The sequence below is a fragment of the Sphingobium subterraneum genome, assembly GCF_014199435.1.
In the GTDB taxonomy this organism is placed as follows: Bacteria; Pseudomonadota; Alphaproteobacteria; order Sphingomonadales; family Sphingomonadaceae; genus Sphingobium; species Sphingobium subterraneum.
In genome coordinates this window covers 1,111,683-1,135,343 of sequence record NZ_JACIJP010000001.1, presented here as the reverse complement: position 1 = coordinate 1,135,343, position 23,661 = coordinate 1,111,683, and the positions used below count along the sequence as shown (strand labels likewise).

The window sequence follows — 23,661 nt, the reverse complement described above, 5'->3', positions numbered from 1 at the left end:
ATGCGTGTTCGGTCGAGGTCCATTCGTCCGCTACCGTGTCGAGGGGGCGTACGAATGCGATCACACGTTGCCGTTTACATCCCGGCGGTGAAGGCGCGCACCATTTTGCGCGCGATCAGCAGTTGCTGGATTTGCGACGTCCCCTCGTAGATGCGCAGCAGCCGGACATCCCGGTAGAAGCGCTCCACCTTGAAATCCGCCATATAGCCGGCGCCACCGTGGATCTGCACCGCACGATCGGCAATTCGGCCGACCGCTTCGCTGGCAAAATATTTGCAGCAGGCCGCTTCCAGCGACACGTCCTCCCGTAGATCATAACGCGCCGCAGTCTGGGTCGTCATGGCCCAGCCGACGGAAGCATCCACGCGGCTGTCCGCGAGCATTGCCTGCACCAGCTGGAAGTCGGAAATCGGCTGACCGAATTGCTTGCGCTGCGTCGCGTAGCCGAGTGCTTCCGAGATCAGCCGCTCGCTCATGCCGCAGGCCAACGCCGCCAGGTGGATACGCCCGCGGTCGAGCACCTTCATCGCCGTCCTAAACCCCATTCCGGCGACACCGCCGATAATGTTGCTGGCCGGTACCCGGCAGTCATCGAAGATCACATCACAGGTTTTTGTGCCGCGCTGCCCCATCTTCCGGTCCGGTTGACCAAGCGTAATTCCCGGCAGGTTCGCGGGTACGATGAACGCCGAGATGCCGTTGGCGCCCGGCGTGTCGGGATCGGTTCGCGCCATCACGGTAAAGACCCCGGCGCGCGGAGCATTGGTGATGAAGCGCTTCGTACCGGTCAGCAGATAATCGGAGCCGTCCTTTTTGGCGACGGTGCGCAGGGACGCGGCGTCGGAACCGGCTTCCGGTTCGGTCAGAGCGAAGGACGCAACCACTTCGCCGCTGGCGAGGCGGGGCAGCCACTCTGCCTTTTGCTCGGGCGTCCCGTCGATAACGATGCCTTGCGAGCCTATGCCCACCGTGGTCCCGATCACCGATCGGAACGCCAGGGCGGTGTGGCCCAGTTCGTAAATGACCTGCGCCTCTTCGGACATGGACAGGCCAATCCCGCCAAATTCCTCGGGAACTGTCAGGCCGAAAAGTCCGAGGTCCCGCATTTCCTGAATAATGGCTTCCGGAACTTCGTCGGTCGATTCGACGATGTCCTCGGACGGAATGAGTCGCTCGATGACAAACCGCCTGACAGCGTCGCGCAGGGCAGCAAATGTGTCGTTATCCATCGGTCTGTGCCTTGTCATGGGCGATGCGGCATCGCCGGTCGGTTATCGGTGCGTCGAAACGCGATGCCGGAAATCCAGCTGCCGTTTCCTACCAAGGAGCCCCTGTTGCGTCAATGGAATGAAATTCTGCAATGCAGAATTGTGTATAGGATGGGTGGAATGACATTACGCTGCAGATGTTCTAGGCTGCGGCGTGATCGGATCGGGAGGAGGGGACGTTTGAGCAAAGTCTTCGAAAAGTTAATCGAGTTGCCGACGGATCGGGAGGCGCATGGCGACCGCCAATTCGTTACGGCGCTCGCTCGCGGCCTTGAGGTTTTGCGCGCTTTTGAACCCGGAGATGGTCTGCTGGGCAATCAGGAACTGGCGGAACGGACGAGGCTGCCAAAGCCGACAATATCGCGTCTGACGCACACGCTGACGATGCTCGGCTATCTCGAATACAGCAGTCGGCATGAGAAATACGCGCTGGGTACGCCGGTTCTCGCGCTTGGATATGCGTTCCTGAACAATATCGGAATCCGCAAAACGGCAAAACCCCATATGCAGGAACTGGCCGACATCGCCGGTGCTTCCGTTGCCCTTGGGAACCGCGACCGTTTGCAAATGACGTATCTCGAACTTGCCCATGGCAGCGCGACCGTCTCCCTGCGTCTGGATGTCGGCGCCCGTATCCCGATCCAGAAGTCGGCGCTCGGGATGGCGTTCCTGTTTGGATTGCCGGAAAAAGAGCGCGACTTCCTGCTGTCGGGGATCCAGCGGGCGGAGGGAGCGAACTGGCAGAACGTCAAGAAGCAGATCAACATCGCGTTCAAAGAGCTGGAAAAGAACGGATTTTGTGTTTCGCTCGGTACCTTTGAGCGCACCATCAATGGGGTTGGTGCCCCGCTTGTCTCCGGCAACGGCGCGACGGTTTATGCCCTCAACTGCTCGGGGCCAGCGTTCCAGCTGACCGAGGAACGGATCCGTGAGGAGATCGGGCCGCGTTTGGTCCATACGGTCGCAAACATCACCGCCGAACTACTGCATCACCCGGCCAGCTATTGAGAGAAGTACCAACACGAATTACTGCGAACGGAAATTCTGCATTGCGGAATATCATTTTTTGAATTAGGGTCTGGTCGAAATCGGGCAGATTGCGGACCTGTCGTTCGTCTCTGCAAAGGACAATCCAGGATAACGCCGTGTCCCAGCAAGATGTGCACTCCGAGGTTTCCGACGTCGTCTTGCGCAGCACGCCGTGCGAGGGGGTCGCCCTGTTGCGCCTCAATCGGCCCGAAAAGCTCAATGCACTCAGTCTGGAACTTCGGCGCACGCTTGCCCACCATCTTGATGCGGCTGAGGCCGATCCTCGTATCGCCGCGATCGTAATTGCCGGGGATGAGCGCGCCTTTGCCGCGGGAGCCGATCTTGCCGAACTGGTCGATCTGGAACCCGGCGACCGGCGGTTCGACGATTTGCGTGTCGCGTGGGATGCGATGGCGCTCTGCACCAAACCGATTATCGCTGCGGTCCGTGGCTTCGCGCTGGGCGGTGGATTTGAACTCGCGTTGCAATGCGATCTGATCGTGGCGGGGGAGGGCGCCCGTTTCGGACTTCCCGAGCCGAAAGTCGGTATCGTCCCCGGAGCTGGGGGTATGCAGCGTCTTGCGCGCATTGTCGGTCGGCAGCAGGCCATGCTCTGGTTGCTGACCGGAGACATGATCGATGCCGCTACGGCAGCCGCACGGGGTATCGTTTCGCACGTCGTCGCGGATGATGGTGTCGAGGCCCGTGCGCTCGAACTCGCCACGCGCGCAGTCACGATGGCTCCTGGTGTCATGACCATCGTCAAGAAGGCGTTACGCTTGAGCGAGAACAGTTTTGTGGGAGATGCTGTCGCGGCGGAGCGGCCCTGGTTCGAGGATCTGTTCGGGAAGCCGCACCAGCGCGATGCGATGATGAAAATCCTATCGCGCAGCGGCAACCCGAAGGCGGCACGATGAAAGCGGCGGCCGTGATCGGCGTGGTCGGGGCCGGGGCAATGGGGTCCGGCATTGCGCAAACGGCGCTCGCCGCTGGGTTGGACGTCGCCCTGTTCGATCAGCAACCGGGGGCAGTCGAGGCGGCCGCTGAACGGATTTTTGCGCGGCTCACATCGGAAGGGGAGAAGGGGCGGCTGGCGCCCGATGTCGTCGACCGTGCACCCGAAAAGCTGACCAAGGCGTCCTCGCTGGCCGATCTACACGCGGCCGATCTGGTCGTGGAGGCGATCATCGAAAGGCTGGATGCAAAGCAGGCGCTTTTTGTCGCTCTGGAAGCCATCGTGTCATCCGCCTGCGTGCTCGCGACGAACACGTCCTCCCTGTCGATCGCCGCGATCGCGCGCGGTTGTGCGCGACCGGAGCGTGTGTGTGGCATGCATTTTTTCAATCCGGTGCCGGTCATGCGATTGGTCGAGATCGTCCGTGGGCCGGCAACGAACCCTGAAACCCTGCAGATCGCCCATGCGGCGGCGAAGCGTTTCGGCAAGGTCGCCATCGATGTCGCCGATGCGCCTGGTTTCCTCGTCAATCTCGGCGGCCGCGCATATTATACCGAGGCGCTGCATCTGTTGCAGGAAAGTGCGGCGGATGCACCGACCATCGACGCGATCATGCGGAATGCCTGCGGGTTTCGGATGGGACCGTTCGAGCTGATGGATCTTACCGGCATCGACGTGAACTTCCCGGTCACGAAACTGATCTTCGAAGGGTATCAGGGCGAACCACGCCTCAAGACCACCTATCTGCATCAACTGATGGTCGAGGCGGGCCGATATGGTCGAAAGACCGGACGCGGATTTTATGCTTATGGCGACGGCGACCAGCGGTCGGTATCCGCACCGCAGGCCGACGATCTTCGATCCGTTTCGTTTACGGCCGACGACAGGCTTGGGGCGGGGCTGGGTTCGATATTGCAGGGTTACGGTCTCACGCCGACGCGCGATCCGGACCGGCCGATCCTCATTGAAGTGTTCGGGGAGGACGCAGCGACAGTCGCCATACGCGACGGCCTGGACCCTGACCGCGTTGTCGCGATGGATGCAACCGGGGTGGATCGCGGCACGCTGACCATCATGGCGCCTCTTGGTGCGGCCGACGTTTTGGAGGAGACACGCGCGTGGCTGGCCACGATCGGCTATACGGTGCATGTCATCGCGGATACGCCCGGCTTCGTGGCGCCACGGATGCTCGCCATGATCGCCAATCTGGGGTGCGAGATCGCGCAAATGAGTCTCGCATCGCCGGATGACATCGACCGGGCGATGGAACTGGGCCTCAATTACCCGGCTGGGCCGCTGGCCATCGCCGACCGGATGGGGCTTCCCACCGTGCACCGGATATTGACCAACCTGCAGGACATAACCGGCGCCGATCGCTACCGCCCGAGCCTTTGGCTCAGGCAGCGCGCGATGCTCGGCATGTCGGCAAAAGTCGCACGCTAGGAGCCGGGAGCCGCCATGTATCGCATCCTTGAAGGCCTCAGGATCATCGAAGGCGCCTCGTTCATTGCCGCGCCATCGTGCGGGTTGCATCTGCTCCAGATGGGGGCGCAAGTGATCCGCTTCGACGACATTGGCGGCGGCCCCGACTTCGATCGCTGGCCGATCGCGCCCAATGGTCGCAGCCTTTATTGGGAGGGGCTGAACAAGGGCAAAAAGTCGATTGCGATCGATCTGCGCAGGCCCGAAGGTCGGGAGCTTGCGGTTCGTCTCGTGACCGCTCCGGGCAAGCAATCCGGCATATTTCTGACCAATTTTCCGGAGGGCGGGTTCCTCGCTCACGAAAAGCTGGCGGCGCAGCGGCAGGATCTCATCACAGTGCGCGTGATGGGATGGGCCGATGGGACACCGGCAGTGGACTACACCGTCAACAGCGCGGTCGGTGTCCCCGCCATGACCGGCCCGGTTGGGTCGAGCGTCCCCGTCAATCATGTCTTGCCAGCCTGGGATCTGATGGCAGGGGCATATGCGGCCTTCGCGTTACTGGCCATGGAGCGGCAACGCGCGGCGACCGGGCAGGGGGGAGAGCTGAAGGTCCCGCTGTCCGACCTGGCGATCGCCAGCCTCGGGCATCTTGGGCAGATCGCGGAAGTAACGATTTCCGGGCAGGACCGGCCGCGGATGGGAAATGACCTGAACGGTGCCTTCGGTCGGGATTTCGAAACAGCCGATGGCGCACGCGTAATGATTGTCGCACTCACACCGCGCCAGTGGACCGGCCTTGTTGCAGCGCTGGGCATCGGCGCTGCTGTGGCGGCGATCGAGCAGGAACTGGGCGTGTCCTTCGATCATGACGCCGGTATGCGGTTCGTGCACCGTGACAGGCTGTTCCCGCTGGTCGAGGCGGCGGTCCGATTGCGAAAGCTGCCGGATCTCCCTGCGCTGTTCAATCCGGCCGGGGTTTGCTGGGGTCCCTATCAGACGCTTGGCGAAGCGCTTGCGGGGGACCCGCGGTTCGGTCCGGGCAATCCTGTGCTGCATCCCGTCGATCACGCTTCGGGATATCGTTACCTCACGCCGGGTGCCGCCGGGTCGTTGACCGGACGTGCGCGCGGTGTGCCGACCCGCGCACCCATGCTCGGCGAACACACGGATGAGGTGCTCGCCGACATTCTCGGCCTTTCGGCTTCGGAGATCGGAGCCCTGCACGACCATGGTGTCGTTGCCAACCGAATGGAACCATGATGACACGTTCACCCGTCCGATCCGACCAATCCTGCACCTTGCGAGGGACAATCGCCGCTGCGGTAGTCAGCCTGGATGAAATACTCGGGGCCGCGCGACGGTTTGCGCGCAACTCGGTTTCGCCGCGAGAGGAGACCGACACGCAGCAACACGCCCTGCACGGTCTCGCGTGGCTCGCGACGTACATCGAAACGGTAAAGGCGATGGCCGACTATATCGATGCGCTCGATCGCGAGGACCGGTTCGGCGCTTTGGAGCGACTGCTCGTTCAAGTTGGCGTTGGCGAGACTCTCGACCAGATCTTCGGTGGTATCGCGATGAGCCAGGGCGAAACGATCCGGCTGCGCGAGCTTGGCATTGATGCGGCAGACGCCGCCCGGCTTCGGGCGGGTGCCGTGAACGATCTCATCGAAGGCGGAAACACTGCGTCGAACCGTGCGCAACTGGCGGAATGGCTTGTGAAGGGCGGCGCGACGAGCACGTTCGGCGATGACGGGCTGGATGAGACGCTTGCGGCGATCCGCGACCAGATGCAGTCCTTCGTCGCCGCGAAGGTCACGCCCCACGCCCAAAGCTGGCATTTGCGGAACGACTATATCCCGTTGAGCCTGATCGCAGAAATGTCCGAGATGGGGGTCTTCGGGCTGACTATTCCCGAAGCGTTTGGCGGCCTCGGCCTGTCAAAGGTTTCGATGTGCGTCGTGTCGGAAGAACTGTCGCGCGGCTATATCGGCGTCGGTTCGCTCGGCACGCGATCGGAAATCGCCGCTGAACTCATTATAAGCGGGGGGACGGACGCGCAAAAGGCGCATTTCCTGCCCCGGATTAGCGCAGGTGAGATTATTCCCACCGCCGTCTTTACCGAGCCGGACAACGGATCGGACCTCGCCGCGCTGCGTACACGCGCGGTACGGGAGGGCGAGGCGTACGTTGTTACGGGCAACAAGACGTGGATAACACACGGCGCCCGTGCCAATGTGATGACGATCCTTGCGAGGACCGGTTCGCCGGACTCCGGGCATCGCGGCCTGTCCATCCTTCTCGCTGAGAAGCCGCCCGCGACCGAGCAGAACGACTTTCCGGTCGAAGGCCTGACCGGCGGCGAAATCGAAGTGCTGGGCTACCGCGGCATGAAGGAATATGAACTGGCTTTCGATGGCTTCCAGGTGCCCGCCGAAGGGTTGCTCGGGGGCGTCGAAGGGCAGGGCTTCCGCCAGTTGATGCAGACGTTCGAGTCAGCGCGTATCCAGACCGCTGCCCGCGCCATCGGTGTGGCCCAGTCCGCCCTCGATCTCGGGTTGAGTTATGCGCTTGACCGCAAGCAGTTCGGCAAGCCGCTGATCGCTTTTCCCCGAGTGGCCGATAAACTGGTCGCCATGGCGGTTGAAATCCATCTTGTCAGGCAGCTCACCTATCGAGCGGCGCGAGCCAAGGATGAGGGCCGCCGTTGCGATCTGGAGGCCGGCATGGCGAAGCTGCTCGCCGCGCGGACGGCTTGGGCAGCGGCCGACAATGCCGTGCAAATTCATGGCGGCAATGGTTTCGCGCTGGAATTTCCGATTTCCCGGGTCTTGTGCGATGCGCGCATTCTGTCGATCTTCGAGGGTGCAGCGGAAATTCAGGCGCAGGTCATTTCTCGCCGATTGCTCGAAAGCGAGTAGGCGCAGCATGACATCCAAGGTAGCCATCGATCTCGATTTCCTCCGATCATGGATCGGCAGGGAACAGACCCTGGAAGACGTGGTGACACTCGACCTTGCGCGCAAATTTCACGCCACGCTAGAGCTTCCCGGCCCACCACCGGAGCGCGGGCAGCCCGCGGCTCCGCTCATCCATTTCTGCCTCGCGCAGCCAGCGGTGCCCACGGCCGAACTGGCGGAAGACGGACACCCGGCGAAGGGCGGCTTCCTGCCCCCGGTGCCACTGCCGCGCCGGATGTGGGCGGGCGGCGATGTCACATTCCACGGCCCTATCGTCATCGGGGAGGCCGTCCGCAGGGTGTCACGCGTTGTGGATCTGCGCTCCAAGTCGGGACGGAGCGGCCACTTGGTGTTCGTTACGGTAGAGCACCGCCTGGAAAGCGGTTCCCGGCTGCTGGTGCAAGAGCGGCAGGATATCGTTTATCGGGATGCGGTCACCGGGGAGACGGCGCCGCAACCTGTGGCCGATCCTGCGGGCGTCGGTCAGGAGCATCAGGACGTCGCAATCTCGCCGCCGCTGCTCTTTCGCTATTCCGCACTGACCTTCAACAGCCACCGGATCCATTACGACCGGGATTACGCAGTCGGGGTCGAAGGGTACCGCGATCTTGTGGTGCACGGACCGTTGCAGGCAACCTTGCTCTGCAACCTTGCGGCGCGGATAAAAGGAAAGCCTGCGACACATTTTTCCTTTCGCGCGCAATCGCCGGTTTTCGCTGACGACATCCTGACCCTTAACGCGAGCGCTGACGGTGCCGAGTGGAGGCTGTGGACCTGCCGGCCGGATGGACCCGTTGCCATGTCGGCAACCGCACGCTGGGCCGACGACGCAGAATAAGATTTTGCTGGTCGGGCGTGGCGCTCGATGAGTTAGATCATCCAGCGCCATGTCTCATAAATCGTTGCCAATACATCGCCAAGCACCAGCGGGAACCGGCCGTCATCGCCGATCGGCCCCCGCCGGTGCAGGCCGGGAGCGTCACAAGCCGTCGAGACCCTTACTGACCAGGACGTTTACCGCCACGCGGCGGTTCTGCGCGCGGCCCTCGGGGGTGTCATTATCCGTGAAAGGCTGCGCCTCTGACATGCCGGTCGGGGTCAGCATGCGATAGGGCTTCCAGCCGCAGTTCTGCTGCAGATAATTGACGACGCGGGCGGCGCGCTTTTCGCTCAGCCGCTGGTTGAACTCACTGTCGCCGGTGGAATCGGTGTAGCCAACGACCAGAAGGAGGGCGTTCTTCATCCCCTCGGCCGCCGATGCGGTCGCGCACAGGTCGTTTTCGGCCTGCGGAGACAACGCGGCTTTGCCGGTATCGAAGTTGACGTTGGTCGTGGTCTTTACATTATACTGGCCGATGTCGGCCACCCGACTGCGCAGCGCTCCGGTCGCCGCTGTCTGCTCGGCAAAGCCCTGCGACGTGCCGTTGCGGATCATTGATGCCGTCTTGAGATCCTGATTCTTGAGGTCGATCTGGCTTGCCAGCAGGCCGTTGGCTGACTGCAAGGTTCGCACCGTGACGGGCAGGCCGTTCATCAGCGAGTCCGCCGCCAGCTTGCTGCGGTTGAGGCCCAGAAAACCGCCCTTTGCGCGGATCTGCGTAGCGCTGTTGACCGTGACAATCGTGCTCGTTCCGTCAGCGGCCGTGACGCGCACCCTTTCCTCGTCGCGCCCGGAGATGATGCCCTCAAGCTGCGGACCACGGGTCGACGGCGTTGCTTCGGGCGGGGACGTGTCGGTAACATTCACAGACAACGGAGCGTCGGTCGACTCCTGCGCCTGTGCGGCGGCGCTGACGGACGCCGTGCTGGCAAGCATGGCGAGCATTAAAAGGGTTTTGGGGGTACGGGAAACGACATTCATCAGGCTACTCCTTCAATTATACCACCCTACTTGCCTGTTCAGGCCAGCCTTTCGCTCAGATGAATGGATCAGTTAATGGCCCGGTCATCTCGATGCTTCGGGCCTGCTGTGCGACGAACCGAAAGCTCCGCAGCTTGGCAGAAGGAGGATGAGCGGGGGCAGTGGGTGTTTGGCGCTGCCGTCAGCGCCAGAGCGTCAGTCGTTCGTCGAGATCATTGCGGATCGTGGTCGCCGCAACGCCTCCGTCACCCATAGCGTGGCTGATCTGATCCAGTCCCAGTACGACGTCGCCAGCGGCATAAAGACCAGCTATATCCGTCCTTTGATGCGCATCGACAATCATGCAGCCCTCTTCGGACATATGCGGTTTGAGAGCCCGAATGACATCCGAGCGCACCTTCGATCCCAGCGCAGGGTAGAGCGCATCGAAGGATAGCGTCCGTCCGCCCACATCGAGCTGGATGCTGTCATCACGGATCGAAATTCCCGTGCATGGCCCGTCGACCATGACAATTCCCGCCTGTGTGACGCGGGCATCGCTGTCCGAGCAGGCGTGAGGTCCATCGGGGCAGATGAGGGTCACATCCTTGGTGTAGGACCGCAAAAACAAGGCCTCCTTGGCACCATGCTCGCCGCTGCCGAGAACAGCAACGCGGCGATCCTTCACCTCGTAACCGTCGCAGATCGGGCAATAGCGCAACAAGCCGCGTCGCAAGGCGTCATCGTGGACGTCATCTGCCATATCCGGGCGATGATTGTGTACCCCGGCCGCGAGCAGTACGGAATGCGCCACCAGTTCGGATTGCTGGTATCGGACCCGAAAATCCGCACCGTCTTTTGCCACGCCCTCCACCCTGGCCTGAACGATCTGGACGCCATATTTGATGGCCTGGTCGCGCATGCGTTGAAGCAGCGCCTCGCCGGAAATGCCTTCCGGAAATCCCGCATGGTTTCGGGTCAGCGGAATGAGCGCCGCGCGGCTGTCACCGGCGTCGATGACCATCGTGCGCAGATTGAACCGGGCAAGATAGATGGCGGCCGTCAGCCCCGCCGGGCCCCCGCCGATGATCGCGCAATGCCAAGGGTCTCCCGCCGAAGCGTTCAAGCCGTTGATCCGTCTGGGGGGTGGGGCATCATCGGGCGATCCAACGTCATTTCTGCCCCAGCCGCTTGGCATTGGCGCTGACCTTCGTGCTGATCGGTTTCAGCACGGCCGTGGGCAAAGCGGCCAGCGCCGTCATGGCGGCGAGATTGCGTTGGTACATCTCCAGCATATCGCCAAAAGTGACCGTCCCGCCACCGCGCGCCTTCGCCATGACGCCCTGCTGCTTCTCGGCGGCGTGCTCAACGCTGCGTCCGGCGCTTTCCATCGCGCTGGATGACTGGTCGAACGCCTTTGTCTTTTCGGACCACATGAGGCCGATTTCGGTATAATCGGCCTCGAAGGGGAAGAAGAACGCCTTCCACAGGGTCGGCATCCGTGCGGTGACCACCTCCTGAGCCTCGCGCATCATTGTCAGCCAGTCCCCATTGTTCTTCGTCTGGGTCCACGGCCACATCATCAGCGTTTGGACATTGGAAAGATCGCTTGGCATTCTTGGTTCCTCGTTCGAGGCCTGTAAGGGACAGAAGCGCGCCGGGCCCGGCGCGCTTCCCGGTGCGTCAGGCGAGCATGCGGACCTTGGGTTCGCGCGCCCAGTATCGCTTGGTAGCTGCATCCGCAAAGTCGGCTGGTGCCACGACGCCTTCGTCGGGTTTGACACCGGCTTTTTCCAGCAGAGGCTTGGCAGCGTCGCTATGCGCGATCGCCTTGAGATGACCGAATGCGTCCATCACGAACTGCACAGCGGCGGATTCGGTCATCAAAGTTTGACAGCCTTCGTCCGACACCAGCACCGCCACCGCGTCGAACAGCACCGAAGGCGATCCCGCGAGCTGTCCGTCCGCCTTGAGGGGACTACCGTCCGACAGGGTGACGCCGCCAATCTTGGGCGCGATGACGAGGGCGGAACCGCCCGCATCTTCGATGGCGGAAAGCAGGGCATTGACCTCATCCGCATCGGAACCATCGGCGACCAGTACGCCGAACTTGCCGCCCTCGATCGTGGCCCGTTCGCGTGGCCCGCTGATGATGCGCAGCGCGGGAGAGGGATCCATATCCTGGATGGGCGCAGCCGTCGCTGAGGCTTCCGGCACCTCCATCGCCAGCCCGTTGGCAACGCGCGCCGCGAGATCTGCGTCAACGTTGACGATGTTGGACAATACGCGCTTGCGGATATGCTCCAGCGCCACCTTCGACAGCTCGAACACCAACGCGGACGCGAGATGCGCCTGCTCCGCGTCATCGAGGGAACGGAAAAACATCCGGGCCTGGCTGTAATGGTCGGCAAAGCTTTCTGGGCGGATGCGCAGCTTGTCCCCCTGTTCGTCCTCCTCAGCACGGCCGGGGGAGGTGGAGAAGCCGGTCATCGGACATTCGCGCGGTCCGCCGTCTTCGCCAGCCTCGCTCAGGCTGTTCGGCTCGTAATTGGCGCGCCCCTTGGGTACTTGCATCTGCATATGCCCGTCGCGCTGGAAGTTCATCACCGGGCATTTGGGCGCATTGATCGGGATCTGGTGGAAATTGGTAGAGCCAAGGCGCTTGAGCTGCGTGTCGAGATAGGAGAACAGGCGGCCCTGCAGCAGGGGATCGTTGCTGAAATCGATGCCAGGCACAATATTCGCCGGGCAGTAGGCAACCTGTTCCGTCTCCGCGAAGAAATTGTCCGGGTTCCTGTCGAGCACCATGCGCCCGATCATCCGCACGGGAAGCATTTCTTCCGGAATGATCTTCGTGGAATCGAGCACGTCGAACGGGAGGCTGTCGGCAAATTCCTGGTCGAACGCCTGAATGCCCAGCTCCCACTCGGGGAAATCGCCCCGCTCGATCGCCTCGAACAGATCGCGGCGCTGGAAGTCTGGGTCGGCACCCGCAATCTTGACGGTTTCGTCCCAGATCGTCGACGCCAGCCCCTGCTTGGGCTTCCAGTGGAACTTGACGAAGGTCGTTTTGCCTTCGGCGTTGACCAGCAGGAAGGTGTGGATGCCAAAGCCTTCCATTGTGCGCAGCGTGCGCGGCAAGGTCCGGTCCGACATCGCCCACATGATCATATGGGTCGATTCCGGCATCAGCGAGATGAAATCCCAGAAGGTGTCATGCGCACTGGCGGCCTGTGGGTAGCCGCGATCGGCCTCCATCTTCACCGAGTGGATAAGATCCGGGAACTTGATGGCATCCTGGATGAAGAAGACCGGGATATTGTTGCCCACAAGATCCCAGTTACCTTCCTTGGTGTAGAACTTGACCGCGAAACCGCGCACGTCGCGCGGCGTATCAACCGAGCCGGACCCACCCGCAACTGTCGAGAAGCGCGTGAACAGGGGAGTTTTTTCACCCGCACGCTGGAAAATGTCGGCCTTGCTGATGTCGGACAGGCTTTCATACAGCTCAAAATAGCCATGCGCCGCTGAACCGCGGGCGTGAACGATCCGCTCCGGGATCCGCTCGTGGTCAAAGTGAAAGATCTTCTCGCGCAACACGAAATCTTCGAGCAGCACCGGGCCGCGCGCCCCGGCCTTCAGCTGGTTCTGATTGTCGGAAACACGGATCCCCTGATTGGTGGTGAGGTGCGCTTCACCGTCAGAATGATCACTTTTCACGCCTACCTGCTGGTGCGTCTCGCCACCCGTTCCCGTCGTCGTATCGATTGCACGTGTACTCACCGGCCGTCTCCTGAATGTGATATCAAGATAACTCGGCGGGGCGTAAGGAAGTTCAGGGCCTTACGAAATAAACGCACGCAGCTCTCCCATCGCAGGTGATCCAACCATCCGCGTGCGCGAGGTGAGAAAATTATGGTATCCCGGCGCCGGACGGTGAGGGAAATCGGTTCCGGACATTCATAAAACGGTGTGTCTCTTGCCGACCACGAGCCGCTGGAGCGAAGCGTTCACCGGGTTTCGATGATCTCCCTTACCCGGCTGGCGAGGGCGTCCATCGGGAATGGCTTGGTGATCATCGCCATGCCGGGTTCCAGAAAGCCGGACGCGACGGCCGCGTTTTGGGCATAGCCTGTCATGAACAGCACTTTGAGGTTGGGGCGCTTCACCCGCGCGGCGTCCGCGACTTGCCGCCCGTTAAGGCCGGGCAGGCCGATATCCGTGATCAGCAGGTCGATGCGGCGGCGCGACTGGAGGATGTCGAGGCCCTTCGGGCCATCATCGGCTTCAAGTGCGCGATAGCCCAGTTCGCCAAGCACTTCGAGGATGAGGCCGCGCACGACTGGTTCGTCCTCCACCACCAGTACGACTTCTCCGGCGTCGGACCCCGGGGCGTCGGCGAGTGTGGTGCTGGCTTCGGGCTGCTCCTCCTCACCAAAATCGCGGGGGAGATAGATCTTGATCGACGTGCCTTGCCCCACTTCGGAGTAGATGCGGGCATAGCCTTCCGACTGGCGGGCGAAGCCATAGACCATCGAGAGGCCCAGGCCGGTACCCTGGCCGATGGGCTTGGTGGTAAAGAATGGCTCAAACGCGCGCTCAATAATGTCGCGGCTCATGCCTTCGCCGGTATCTGTTACGGAGATGCAAATATACTGGCCGGGTTTCACGTCGCGCTGTTGGGCGACGTACAGGCGGTCGAGATGGGCATTGCACGTTTCAATGGTCAGCTTGCCGCCGTCGGGCATGGCGTCGCGGGCATTGATCGCGAGATTGAGGATGGCACTTTCGAGCTGGTTGGGATCGCAGCGTGTCGGCCATAATCCGCCCGCGAGGACCAGTTCCAGCTGTACCTGCTCGCCCAGCGTCCGGCGCAGCAGATCTTCGATCGAGGTCACGAGAGGGTTGGCGCGCACCGGCTTGGGATCGAGCGGCTGGCGGCGTGAGAAGGCGAGCAATCGATGGGTGAGCGCGGCAGCGCGTTCGGCCGAAGTGCGCGCGCCTTTGAGCCAGCGGTCGAGGTCGTCCGTGCGGCCCTGCAGCAGGCGGCTCTGCATGATGTCGAGTCCGCCGGTGATCCCCTGCAGCAAATTATTGAAATCATGCGCGATGCCGCCGGTAAGCTGGCCCACGGCTTCCATTTTCTGGCTTTGCCGGAGTGCGTCTTCGACAGCGCGTTGTTCGGTGATGTCCCGTCCAACGCCATGAATGCGCATTCCGTCCGGAACCGCAGTCCAGGCGAACAGGCGGTAGCGGTCGTCTTTGGTGCGGTATCGGTTTTCATAGGCCAGGGTCGAGACCCCGGCCGCCAGTCGCGACAGCTCGTTGGCAGTCGTGTCCCGGTCCTCGGGATGGACAAAATCGGTAATGCGCTGACCGACCAGTTCCTGCGGACTCCAGCCCAGCAGCCGCTCGGCAGAGGGATTGATCGCCGTTATGCGGCCATCATAGTCGCAAACGAGGAGCAGGTCCTGGCTGATCGTCCAGAGCCGTTCCCGTTCCTGCGCATAAGCTTCTTCGGCGCGCTTCTGCGCATCGATCTCCGTGTTGGTGCCAACCCAAGCCGTCACGCCACCCCAGGCATCGTTCAGAGGCACCGCGCGTGAGAGATGCCAGCGATATTCACCGGCGGCATTGCGAAGTCGGAACTCGGTTTCATAGGTTTTGCCGGTGGCAATGGCCGTGGCCCATCTGTCCTCGGCCTGGGGCAAATCTTCGGGATGGACAATCCGCGTCCAGTTGCCGCCGTCCAGCGTTCCGCGCTCCACGCCACTATAGGCAAAAACTTGATCGTTGAACCAATCGACCAGCCCGTCCGCGCGTGCGGTCCAGACCTGATTGGGCATTTTCTGGGCGAGTGCGCTGAACTGCGCCTCGCTCTTCTCCAGGGCGGCCAGGATGCGCCGGCGTTCGGTCACGTCCTGGACCGCACCGACGAGGCGCAGGGGTTCGCCCGCATCGTCGCGCTCGAACTCGGCGCGGCGCGCTATGGTGCGTTCTTCGCCGGTATCGGGGCGACGAATGCGGTATTCGACATCCAGCGGGGCGCTTCCTGTGCGGCGGCGGGCTTCGTCCGAGACGATCTCACGATCCTGGGCGATGACCATATTCTCGATCACAGCGGTGGGGATCTGTGCACAGGGTTCCAGACCAAAGATGCGGTAGAACTCCTCGGTGCCGCTTACCGTATTGGCGCGCACGTCGATCGCAAACAGTCCCACGCCCCCCGCTGCCTGGGCAAGCCGGAGACTCTCTTCGCTGCGCCTCAATGCCTCCTGTGCCTCATGTTCCTGCGTGCGATCGCGCATCAGCTTGACGAAGCCGATGGGTGCGCCGCGCTCGTCGCGCAGCGGACTCATTTCGCTCAGGCCCCAGAAGCGGTCGCCCGATTTGCGCAGATGCCAGCGCGCATCGTGCGCACGCCCGAAGTCCAGCGCTTCCTGGCGCTTGGCGAGGGGGCGGTCGAGCGCGCGATCCTCGGGCGTAAAGAAGGTCGCCATCGTGCGGCCGAGCATTTCGGCTTCGGTCCAGCCGAGCATGTACTGCGCGCCCCGGTTCCAGAGCGTGACCCGCCCGTCCATGTCGGTGGCGACGATACCATAGTCGATCGCGCTTTCGAGGATCTGGCGATTATAGGTTTCCCGTTCGTGGAGGGTTCCTTCCGCGCTGACGCGCTGGATATGGGCCCATGAGCGTTCCGTTACCTCACGGATCAGGGCGAGGTCATAATCCGACCAGCACCGCGGCGCCTTGTCATGGATCGCCATCAGCGCCGTTAATCGACCTGCCTTGATGAGCGGCATGCAGATGGTTGCGGCTATCCCGATGTCCTGGAACGTCTTCGCCTCGGCCGGTTCGAGCTCTTCTGCATTGTCATTGATGATGAGCGGGCGACCGGCGGACAGTTCCCGCACCGCACGTGTGCCGAAATCGGCCAGGCTGTAATGGCCGACAATGGACGGAGAACCCGGCGCCGACCAGTCGCCCCGAATGGTAAAGCCGTTTTCGTCCTCATCCATGTCGGCATAGGCGCAACAGGAAATATCAAGGTGTTGTGCTGTTTTCCGGGTGGTAATGGAGAGGACCTCATCGGCGTCGCGGCAGTCGGTTATGTCCCGGCCCAACGCATCGAGGAAACGGAGCCGGTTCTCGCTCTCTTCGAGGGCGGTGCGGGTGCGGACGGCTTCGGTCGTTTCGACCACGACCGCAAGAACTCCGCCCGGCTGCCCGTCATCGCCCATGACCGGCGAATAATCGAGGTTCATCGTGACGCGTTCGGCGCGCCCATTTCGGTGGAGGGTCAGTTCATGGTCACGATAGCTCAGAATGCCGCCACCGAGGCCCACACGCATGACATTGTCGTTAAAGTCGGCCACCTCGTCCCAGCCTTCGCGGACGCAGGATCCCAGCAATCGGCTGTCGCGCCCGCCCGCGAACACGGAATAGGCGTCGTTGTAGATCATCACCCCTTGCTCGCCCCACAGCAGAACGAGGGGGACAGGGCTTGGCAACATAAGCCCGACCGTGTGACAGAGGCTTTGTGGCCAGCCTTCTATCGCGCCGATTGGAGTAGCACTCCAGTCGTGGGCCGCGATGCGGCGGGCCATTTCTCCGCCGTTGGACAAAAAGGAAAATCTGTCGGTCGCGATCGTCACCATGACTCCATGAGTAGTATCGAGAGTCGGATCCGAACCTGCCGCAATGTCCATCTCGCAGGAGCCCCCCAAACCAGCACCAGGAGCTGAACACGGCGGGGGTGGAGAAGTTCCCGACGTGTGGCAGCGGCTAAGACGCTCGCTTGGCGGGAAGCTCTGCCCGCCATCCAACGGAGGTTAAATCCGTGCGACAGGATGGTTGCGACGGACAGACCGGTCGATCGCAGCGCGTTGAACCGGCGTGTACGCCGGGCGTTAGGCAGACGGAGGTGCCCGATGCCCAGACAGGACCGTGAATGGACCGACCGCGATATGGATCGCCTTCGGCAAATGGATGAACGAGGGGTGCCTGCCACCCAGATCGCCGAAGCGCTGATCCGTACTCCGGATGACATTGAAGAGCGGCTCCGTATCGTGCGTGTCCGCGCGCCCGGGCCGGGCGGCGCGGAAACGGGGGCGACGACCGCAACCCCGCTCGATATCGGGACACCGCTGGAGGAGGGGCAACCGGAAATTGCCACCCGGGAACTGCGTCCGTCGGACGCGTCCGTCCAGCAGGCGAGCCGCCCCCCAGGCCTAGGGCCGAAGGATGTCGATCCGACCGAGGGCCAGCAGGACTATATGCGACAGGCCGAGCGCAACGCCGCGCGGACGAGCGACGCCATGCGTCAGGCGGGCTTCGGTGATGACAAGGGAACCGAGGGCACCTGACATTCCGCTCATTCAGGCAGACGGGCTCCATGCTGCATCAGGCGCGGAAACTCACCCGGCAGTTCGCGGGCAAGAAAGCCAAGCGCGCCGATGCGCTCTGCAAGGATGCGACCGGCCTCGCCGTGCATCCAGACGCCCCAGGCTGCGGCCGTTAGCGGGTCCGCCCCCCGGGACAGCAAGCCGCCGATCGCCCCCGCCAGCACGTCGCCCGAGCCTCCGGTGGCGAGGCCGATACAGTCGCTGCCATAATGGATCATCTCACCAGCAGGCGTGGCGATCACGGTCTCGTGAGACTTCAGCACCACCAGCGCATTGAACTCGGCCGCGACCCGCAACGCCGTTTCTTCTGGTGCATCGGCCACGGCGGTTTCACTCATGCCGGTCAGGCGCGCCATTTCGCCATGATGGGGGGTAAGGATCGTGCGCCCTCCATGGCCAGCGATCACTCGCGCCAGTCGGCCCGCGCCGCTCACTCCGGCGGCGTCCAGCACCAGCGACAGGTCGGGGCGGGGCGTTTTCAACACGCCCTGAATAAGGGTTCCGGTGCCGTCCTGCGTACTCATGCCAGGGCCGAAGACGAGTGTATCGCACTGGCTTATCGGACCGCGCAGGTTATTCGCGGCGTCGTTCGCAATCTCGCCATTTTGATCCTGGGGAAGCGCGGTAACCGCAATTTCGGGCATCGTCACGCCGAGCGAAATGGCGGCGGCAGCAATGGTCGCTGCCCGCACTTTGCCTGCCCCGGTGCGCAGGGCGGCTTCGGCGGTCAGGCGCAGCGCCCCGGGCACCAGGGCCGAACCGCCGACGATAACCACCCGACCGCGGCCGTTTTTGTCGGTGCCCGGTTCGTGGACGGGAAGGGGATGGGCTGCCAGCCAGGCGGAATCAATCACGACCATGGGTCATCCCCGCGCCGCGACGACGGGATCGGGTGCCCGCGTCACGGGCGCGCGCTCTTGCTCGATCGGCGCGGTGACGTTGTAGCGCACAAGAACCAGATTCCCCGACCGACCAGCCTGCGGATCAAAGCGATATTCGGTGATCGAGCAGTTCGCGACGTCGGCTTGCCGGTCGATCTCAAGGATCTCCTTTTCATTCAGTTTTTCGATGATGTAGCGCAGGCACAGCACCACGACCTGGTGCCCAAAGATCATGACGCGTCGCCCGGCATAATGAAGCGAGACTGTGTCCATCAGCGAGCGCAGTCGCAGAATCACATCGCACCAGCTCTCCCCGCCGGGTGAACGATGATAGAATTTGCCGAGAATATCGCGAAACGCTGCCTGTTCGGGAAAATGGGTGCGGATGCCCGTCGTTGTCAGTCCATCGAGAATCCCGAATTCCTTCTCCCGCAGCCGCTCGTCGCTGCAGATTGGCTCGTCGGGCTCCGCGCCGCCGCTTGCCCGGAACAGATGGGCGGTCTCGATCGCACGAGCATAGGGTGAGGAGATGAGGACGTCGGGACGGGCATCGGGCTGCTCCTTGGCAAACCAGTGGCCTAGCGCGCGGGCCTGTTGCTCGCCGAGCGGGCTCAGGGGTACATCGACATCCCGGCCGTGAAGGTCGATCCGGTCGAGTGCGGCTGCGTCTGCGGCATCACGCGCCACGTTGCCCGCGCTCTGTCCATGGCGGACGATCCAGAGCGTCGTTGGCCATTGTTGGGCGCGGGAAGGTTGCAGAGTTTCGTCACGGGCGGAAAAAGGATGGGCGTCAGTCATTATGGGCTCCAGTTGCCCATCACAACGTACCAATACGCCGGAGGTTCTCCGCAAATGCGACCGGCGGATTGCGCAACGGCCTCAGCGGCGCTATTCCTAGGGAAAGCCCTCCGTACGATTGGGCAGGGGGCAGACGGAAAAAGTGCCGGTGTGCTGCAACCAACCGGTTCGTTGAGCGTAACTCGTTGAGGTGCCCCAACCGGTGTTCCGGCCAAAGCATCGGGTTCCTCCCTAAGAAATGAAGTTGATGGTCCTTTCCACCCGGTTCGTTATGGAAGTTTTATGGCAACGTTCCCTGAACTTGAATTGTCCCGGCGCGGAATATTGGCCAGCGGTGCGGCCACGGTGGCGGTGAGCGGATTGCCTCAGGATGATGCTCAGGCGGCGCCATCCCAGACGGTGAAGCCGGTATCGACCGCACGGGTGTCGTTCACCGTCAATGGCACCCCGCAGAAGCTGGAACTCGATACACGCACGACCCTCCTCGATGCGTTGCGTGAGCATCTGCAGTTGACCGGAACGAAGAAAGGCTGTGACCAAGGCCAGTGCGGAGCATGCACGGTGATCGTCGACGGACGGCGGATCAACAGTTGCCTGTCGCTCGCCGTAATGCACGAGGGCGATTCGATCACGACCGTAGAGGGCTTGGGAACGCCTGATAAGCTTCACCCGATGCAGGCCGCGTTCATTCGGCATGACGGTTATCAATGCGGTTATTGTACGCCGGGGCAGATCTGCTCGGCAGTCGCGGTACTGGACGAGATTAAGGCAAACATCCCCAGTCATGTGAGCGCAGACCTTAACACGCCCGCCCGGCTGAGCGGGGACGAACTGCGTGAACGGATGAGCGGCAATATCTGCCGCTGTGGGGCCTATTCGAACATCATTGAGGCGATTTCCGACGTGGCGGGGGGCGCGGCATGAAGCCTTTCAGCTACGAACGGGTGACATCGCCCGCCGAGGCCGCAGCTGCGGTCGCGCGGACCCCCGGCGCGCGCTTTATCGCTGGCGGCACCAATCTTCTCGACCTGATGAAGCTGGAGATCGAAACTCCCGCGCATCTGGTTGATGTGAACGGCATCGGCCTTGACCGGATTGAGCCGACGCCGGAGGGCGGCCTGCGCATTGGTGCGCTGGTCCGCAACACCGATCTGGCCGCCGATGCGACCGTGCGCCGGGACTATGGCGTTTTGTCGCGAGCGTTACTTGCGGGCGCGAGCGGGCAGTTGCGTAACAAGGCGACGACAGCTGGGAATCTGCTGCAGCGCACGCGCTGCCCCTATTTCTACGACACGAACCAGCCCTGCAACAAGCGCAAGCCAGGGTCCGGATGCAGCGCCATCGGAGGGTACAGTCGTCCGCTCGCGATCATCGGATCCAGCGACGCGTGCATCGCCACCAACCCAAGCGATATGGCGGTCGCCCTGCGGGCGCTGGATGCCACGGTGGAGACCGTGCAGGCTGACGGTACGACCCGCACCATTGCCATTGCCGACTTTCATGTGCTGCCGGGGAAGACGCCCCATATCGAAACGGCGCTGAAAGCCGGTGAGCTGATCACCGCAGTAACATTGCCCAAGCCGCTGGGCGGAACGCATATCTATCATAAGGTGCGCGACCGTGCGTCCTATGCCTTTGCGATCGTGTCCGTTGCAGGGGTGATCCAGCCTGCCGGCCAAGGCCGTATCGCGTTGGGCGGCGTCGCGCCCCGGCCCTGGCGCGTAGAGGCGGCCGAGGGAGACTTGCCCAAAGGAGCCAAGGCGGTCAGCGCACGGTTGCTCGCGGGAGCCAAGCCAACAGCGGACAACGCATTCAAGGTCTCGCTCGTCGAACGCACGATCGGTGCGGTCCTGGCCGAGGTGAAGGGCAAAGCATGAAATTCGACACGCCCGCGGGCACCAACCCCATCGACCAGATGAAAGTCGTCGGCAAGCCCGTCGACCGCATCGATGGAAAGCTTAAGACCACCGGCACCGCGCCTTACGCTTATGAACGGCACGACGTGGTCAAGAATGCCGCATATGGCTATATCGTGGGCTCGGCGATCGCGAAGGGACGGATCAACAGCATGAACGTAGTAGACGCCAAGTCTGCTCCGGGTGTGCTGGCGGTCATCACGGCGCTTGATGGGCCGAAGCTCGGCAAAGGCAACAGCAATACCGCCAATCTGTTTGGCGGACCGGATGTCGAGCATTATCATCAGGCGATTGCACTGGTTGTTGCCGAAACGTTCGAGCAGGCGCGTGCTGCCGCCCATTTGATCCGGGTGGATTATACGCGGACAGACGGCAAGTACGATCTGGCGGTCCAGGCGAAGTCGGCTCCCCTTAAGGGCGACGGTTCGGACGAGGGCAGCGGTGCACCGCCGGTGCATCGCGTGGGTGATTTCGAAGCGGCGTTCGCGGCCGCGCCGGTACAGATCGACCAGACCTACACCACACCCGACGAAACGCATGCGATGATGGAGCCCCATGCCACCATCGCCCGGTGGGATGGCGACAAGCTGACTCTATGGACATCGAACCAGATGATCGACTGGAGCCGTCGGGACGTGGCCAAGATCCTGGGGATCCCGAAGGATAATGTTCGCCTCGTTTCACCCTATATCGGCGGCGGTTTCGGGGGAAAACTGTTTGTTCGCGCGGATGCGGCTTTGGCAGCGGTCGGCGCAAAGGCGGTCGGGCGGCCTGTCAAGGTGACTTTGCAGCGCGCGCTGATCATGAACAACACGACCCATCGGCCCGCGACGATCCAGCGCGTCCGTATCGGTACGGACCGGTCCGGAAAGATTACCGCCATCGCGCATGAGAGCACATCGGGTAACCTGCCAAACGGTGATCTGGAGACGGCGGTTTCGCAAACGCGGCTGCTCTATGCCGGGGCCAATCGCCTTGTCTCGATGCGGCTGGCGCTGCTGGACTTGCCGGAGGGCAACGCCATGCGCGCGCCTGGCGAAGCGCCGGGTATGATGGCGCTGGAAGTCGCAATGGACGAGGCGGCCGAAAAGCTGGGAATGGACCCTATCGAGTTTCGCGTCCGTAACGATACGCAGGAAGACCCGGAAAAGCCGGGGCGGCGGTTTTCCCACCGTAATCTCACGGAATGCTTGCGCCGTGGGGCCGACATGTTCGGCTGGGACAAGCGCATGGCCAAGCCGGGACAGCGTCGCGACGGGCGCTGGCTGGTCGGAATGGGCATGGCGGCAGGGTTCCGCAATAACATTGTGACAAAGTCCGCAGCGCGCGTGAGCATCGATGCCAAAGGCGTGGTGACCGTGCGGACGGACATGACGGATATCGGAACGGGCAGCTACACCATTATCGCGCAGACCGCGGCAGAGGTCATGGGCGTCCCGCTGGAGCAGGTCGTTGTGCTGCTGGGCGATTCGGACTTTCCTGTAGCGGCGGGATCGGGTGGGCAGTGGGGCGCCAACAACTCCACCGCCGGGGTTTATGCAGCCTGCATGAAGCTGCGTGCGGCGATCGTCCAGAAGCTCGGCTATGATCAGGCGCGCGCCGAGTTCACCAACGGCACCGTCCGCGCGGGCAATCGCAGCGTATCGCTGGGCGAAGCCGTCGGTCAAGCGGGGCTGACGGTCGAGGACGGCATTGAATATGGCGATCTCGACAAACAGTATCAGCAATCGACCTTTGCCGGGCATTTCGTCGAGGCCGGGGTCGATGCCGCCACGGGCGAGGTGCGCTTGCGCCGGATGCTGGCGGTGTGCTCAGCCGGGCGTATCCTCAACCCGAAATCCGCACGTAGCCAAGTGATCGGCGCGATGACCATGGGCGCGGGTGCCGCGCTGATGGAGGAGGCGGTGGTCGACAAGCGTTTCGGATTCTTCGTGAACCACGACCTCGCGTCCTATGAAGTGCCGGTTCATGCGGATATCCCGCATCAGGATGTCATTTTCCTGGATGAAACGGATGACAAATCCTCACCCATGAAGGCAAAGGGTGTGGGCGAGCTCGGCATCTGTGGAGTCGGGGCGGCGATCGCCAACGCAATCTACAACGCGACTGGTGTACGGGTGCGCGAATATCCGATCACCTTGGACAAATATCTGGACCGGTTGCCGCAGGTCGTCTGAACGGATC

At 62.6% G+C, this 23,661-nt stretch carries 18 protein-coding genes; 10 read left to right on the top strand and 8 right to left on the bottom strand.

Going from position 1 to position 23,661, the window contains the following annotated elements; all coding sequences use genetic code 11:
• Positions 1-74: 74 nt before the first annotated feature.
• A complete protein-coding gene (locus FHS92_RS05490; protein WP_184078202.1) occupies positions 75-1,229 on the bottom strand; it encodes an acyl-CoA dehydrogenase family protein in 1,155 nt (384 codons plus the stop codon).
• A gap of 63 nt (positions 1,230-1,292) precedes the next feature.
• Here FHS92_RS05490 and FHS92_RS05485 point away from each other — a divergent pair, with 63 nt between their 5' ends.
• From FHS92_RS05485 to FHS92_RS05460, 6 genes are all read left to right on the top strand, one after another.
• Positions 1,293-2,276 (top strand): IclR family transcriptional regulator, encoded by a 984-nt coding sequence (locus FHS92_RS05485; protein ID WP_221230887.1) that lies wholly within the window; start codon positions 1,293-1,295, stop codon positions 2,274-2,276.
• A 137-nt stretch (positions 2,277-2,413) separates the two neighbouring features.
• On the top strand, positions 2,414-3,214 hold the full coding sequence (locus FHS92_RS05480) for an enoyl-CoA hydratase-related protein (protein WP_184078200.1): 801 nt from the start codon (positions 2,414-2,416) through the stop codon (positions 3,212-3,214).
• Entirely contained in the window at positions 3,211-4,695 is a 1,485-nt protein-coding gene (locus tag FHS92_RS05475; RefSeq protein WP_184078198.1) for a 3-hydroxyacyl-CoA dehydrogenase, read from the top strand. The genes FHS92_RS05480 and FHS92_RS05475 overlap by 4 nt, the downstream gene beginning before the upstream one ends.
• A gap of 15 nt (positions 4,696-4,710) precedes the next feature.
• Entirely contained in the window at positions 4,711-5,937 is a 1,227-nt protein-coding gene (locus FHS92_RS05470) for a CoA transferase (RefSeq protein ID WP_184078196.1), read from the top strand.
• A complete protein-coding gene (locus FHS92_RS05465; RefSeq protein ID WP_246351766.1) occupies positions 5,937-7,598 on the top strand; it encodes an acyl-CoA dehydrogenase family protein in 1,662 nt (553 codons plus the stop codon). The genes FHS92_RS05470 and FHS92_RS05465 overlap by 1 nt, the downstream gene beginning before the upstream one ends.
• Positions 7,599-7,605: 7 nt before the next feature.
• On the top strand, positions 7,606-8,475 hold the full coding sequence (locus tag FHS92_RS05460; protein ID WP_184078192.1) for an HTD2 family dehydratase: 870 nt from the start codon (positions 7,606-7,608) through the stop codon (positions 8,473-8,475).
• Positions 8,476-8,616: 141 nt separating this feature from the next.
• On the opposite strand, the gene FHS92_RS05455 is transcribed toward FHS92_RS05460, so the two are convergent.
• From FHS92_RS05455 to FHS92_RS05435, 5 genes are all read right to left on the bottom strand, one after another.
• On the bottom strand, positions 8,617-9,498 hold the full coding sequence (locus tag FHS92_RS05455) for an OmpA family protein (protein WP_184078190.1): 882 nt from the start codon (positions 9,496-9,498) through the stop codon (positions 8,617-8,619).
• Positions 9,499-9,679: 181 nt separating this feature from the next.
• Complete coding sequence (locus tag FHS92_RS05450) at positions 9,680-10,603, bottom strand: NAD(P)/FAD-dependent oxidoreductase (protein WP_246351765.1); 924 nt, start codon at positions 10,601-10,603, stop codon at positions 9,680-9,682.
• A 46-nt stretch (positions 10,604-10,649) separates the two neighbouring features.
• Positions 10,650-11,093, bottom strand: a complete 444-nt coding sequence (locus tag FHS92_RS05445; RefSeq protein WP_184078186.1) for a hypothetical protein — start codon at positions 11,091-11,093, stop codon at positions 10,650-10,652.
• A gap of 67 nt (positions 11,094-11,160) precedes the next feature.
• Positions 11,161-13,260 (bottom strand): catalase, encoded by a 2,100-nt coding sequence (locus tag FHS92_RS05440; RefSeq protein WP_425506227.1) that lies wholly within the window; start codon positions 13,258-13,260, stop codon positions 11,161-11,163.
• A 227-nt stretch (positions 13,261-13,487) separates the two neighbouring features.
• On the bottom strand, positions 13,488-17,135 hold the full coding sequence (locus tag FHS92_RS05435) for a PAS domain S-box protein (RefSeq protein ID WP_184078184.1): 3,648 nt from the start codon (positions 17,133-17,135) through the stop codon (positions 13,488-13,490).
• A gap of 273 nt (positions 17,136-17,408) precedes the next feature.
• Here FHS92_RS05435 and FHS92_RS05430 point away from each other — a divergent pair, with 273 nt between their 5' ends.
• Positions 17,409-17,843, top strand: coding sequence for a hypothetical protein (locus FHS92_RS05430; RefSeq protein WP_184078182.1), 435 nt, complete (start codon positions 17,409-17,411; stop codon positions 17,841-17,843).
• Positions 17,844-17,851: 8 nt separating this feature from the next.
• Here the strand turns inward: FHS92_RS05430 and FHS92_RS05425 are convergent, their stop codons facing one another.
• Positions 17,852-18,742, bottom strand: a complete 891-nt coding sequence (locus FHS92_RS05425) for an NAD(P)H-hydrate dehydratase (RefSeq protein ID WP_184078180.1) — start codon at positions 18,740-18,742, stop codon at positions 17,852-17,854.
• A 3-nt stretch (positions 18,743-18,745) separates the two neighbouring features.
• Entirely contained in the window at positions 18,746-19,561 is an 816-nt protein-coding gene (locus FHS92_RS05420) for a histidine phosphatase family protein (RefSeq protein ID WP_184078178.1), read from the bottom strand.
• 282 nt (positions 19,562-19,843) lie between these two features.
• Between FHS92_RS05420 and paoA the strand changes: the two genes are divergently transcribed.
• From paoA to paoC, 3 genes are read left to right on the top strand one after another with little or no spacing between them, the layout of a single operon-like run.
• A complete protein-coding gene (gene paoA / locus FHS92_RS05415; protein WP_184078176.1) occupies positions 19,844-20,485 on the top strand; it encodes an aldehyde dehydrogenase iron-sulfur subunit PaoA in 642 nt (213 codons plus the stop codon).
• On the top strand, positions 20,482-21,438 hold the full coding sequence (locus FHS92_RS05410; protein WP_184078174.1) for an FAD binding domain-containing protein: 957 nt from the start codon (positions 20,482-20,484) through the stop codon (positions 21,436-21,438). Before paoA ends, FHS92_RS05410 begins: the two co-directional genes overlap by 4 nt.
• Entirely contained in the window at positions 21,435-23,654 is a 2,220-nt protein-coding gene (paoC, locus tag FHS92_RS05405) for an aldehyde oxidoreductase molybdenum-binding subunit PaoC (RefSeq protein ID WP_184078172.1), read from the top strand. Before FHS92_RS05410 ends, paoC begins: the two co-directional genes overlap by 4 nt.
• The last annotated feature ends 7 nt before the right edge of the window (positions 23,655-23,661 follow it).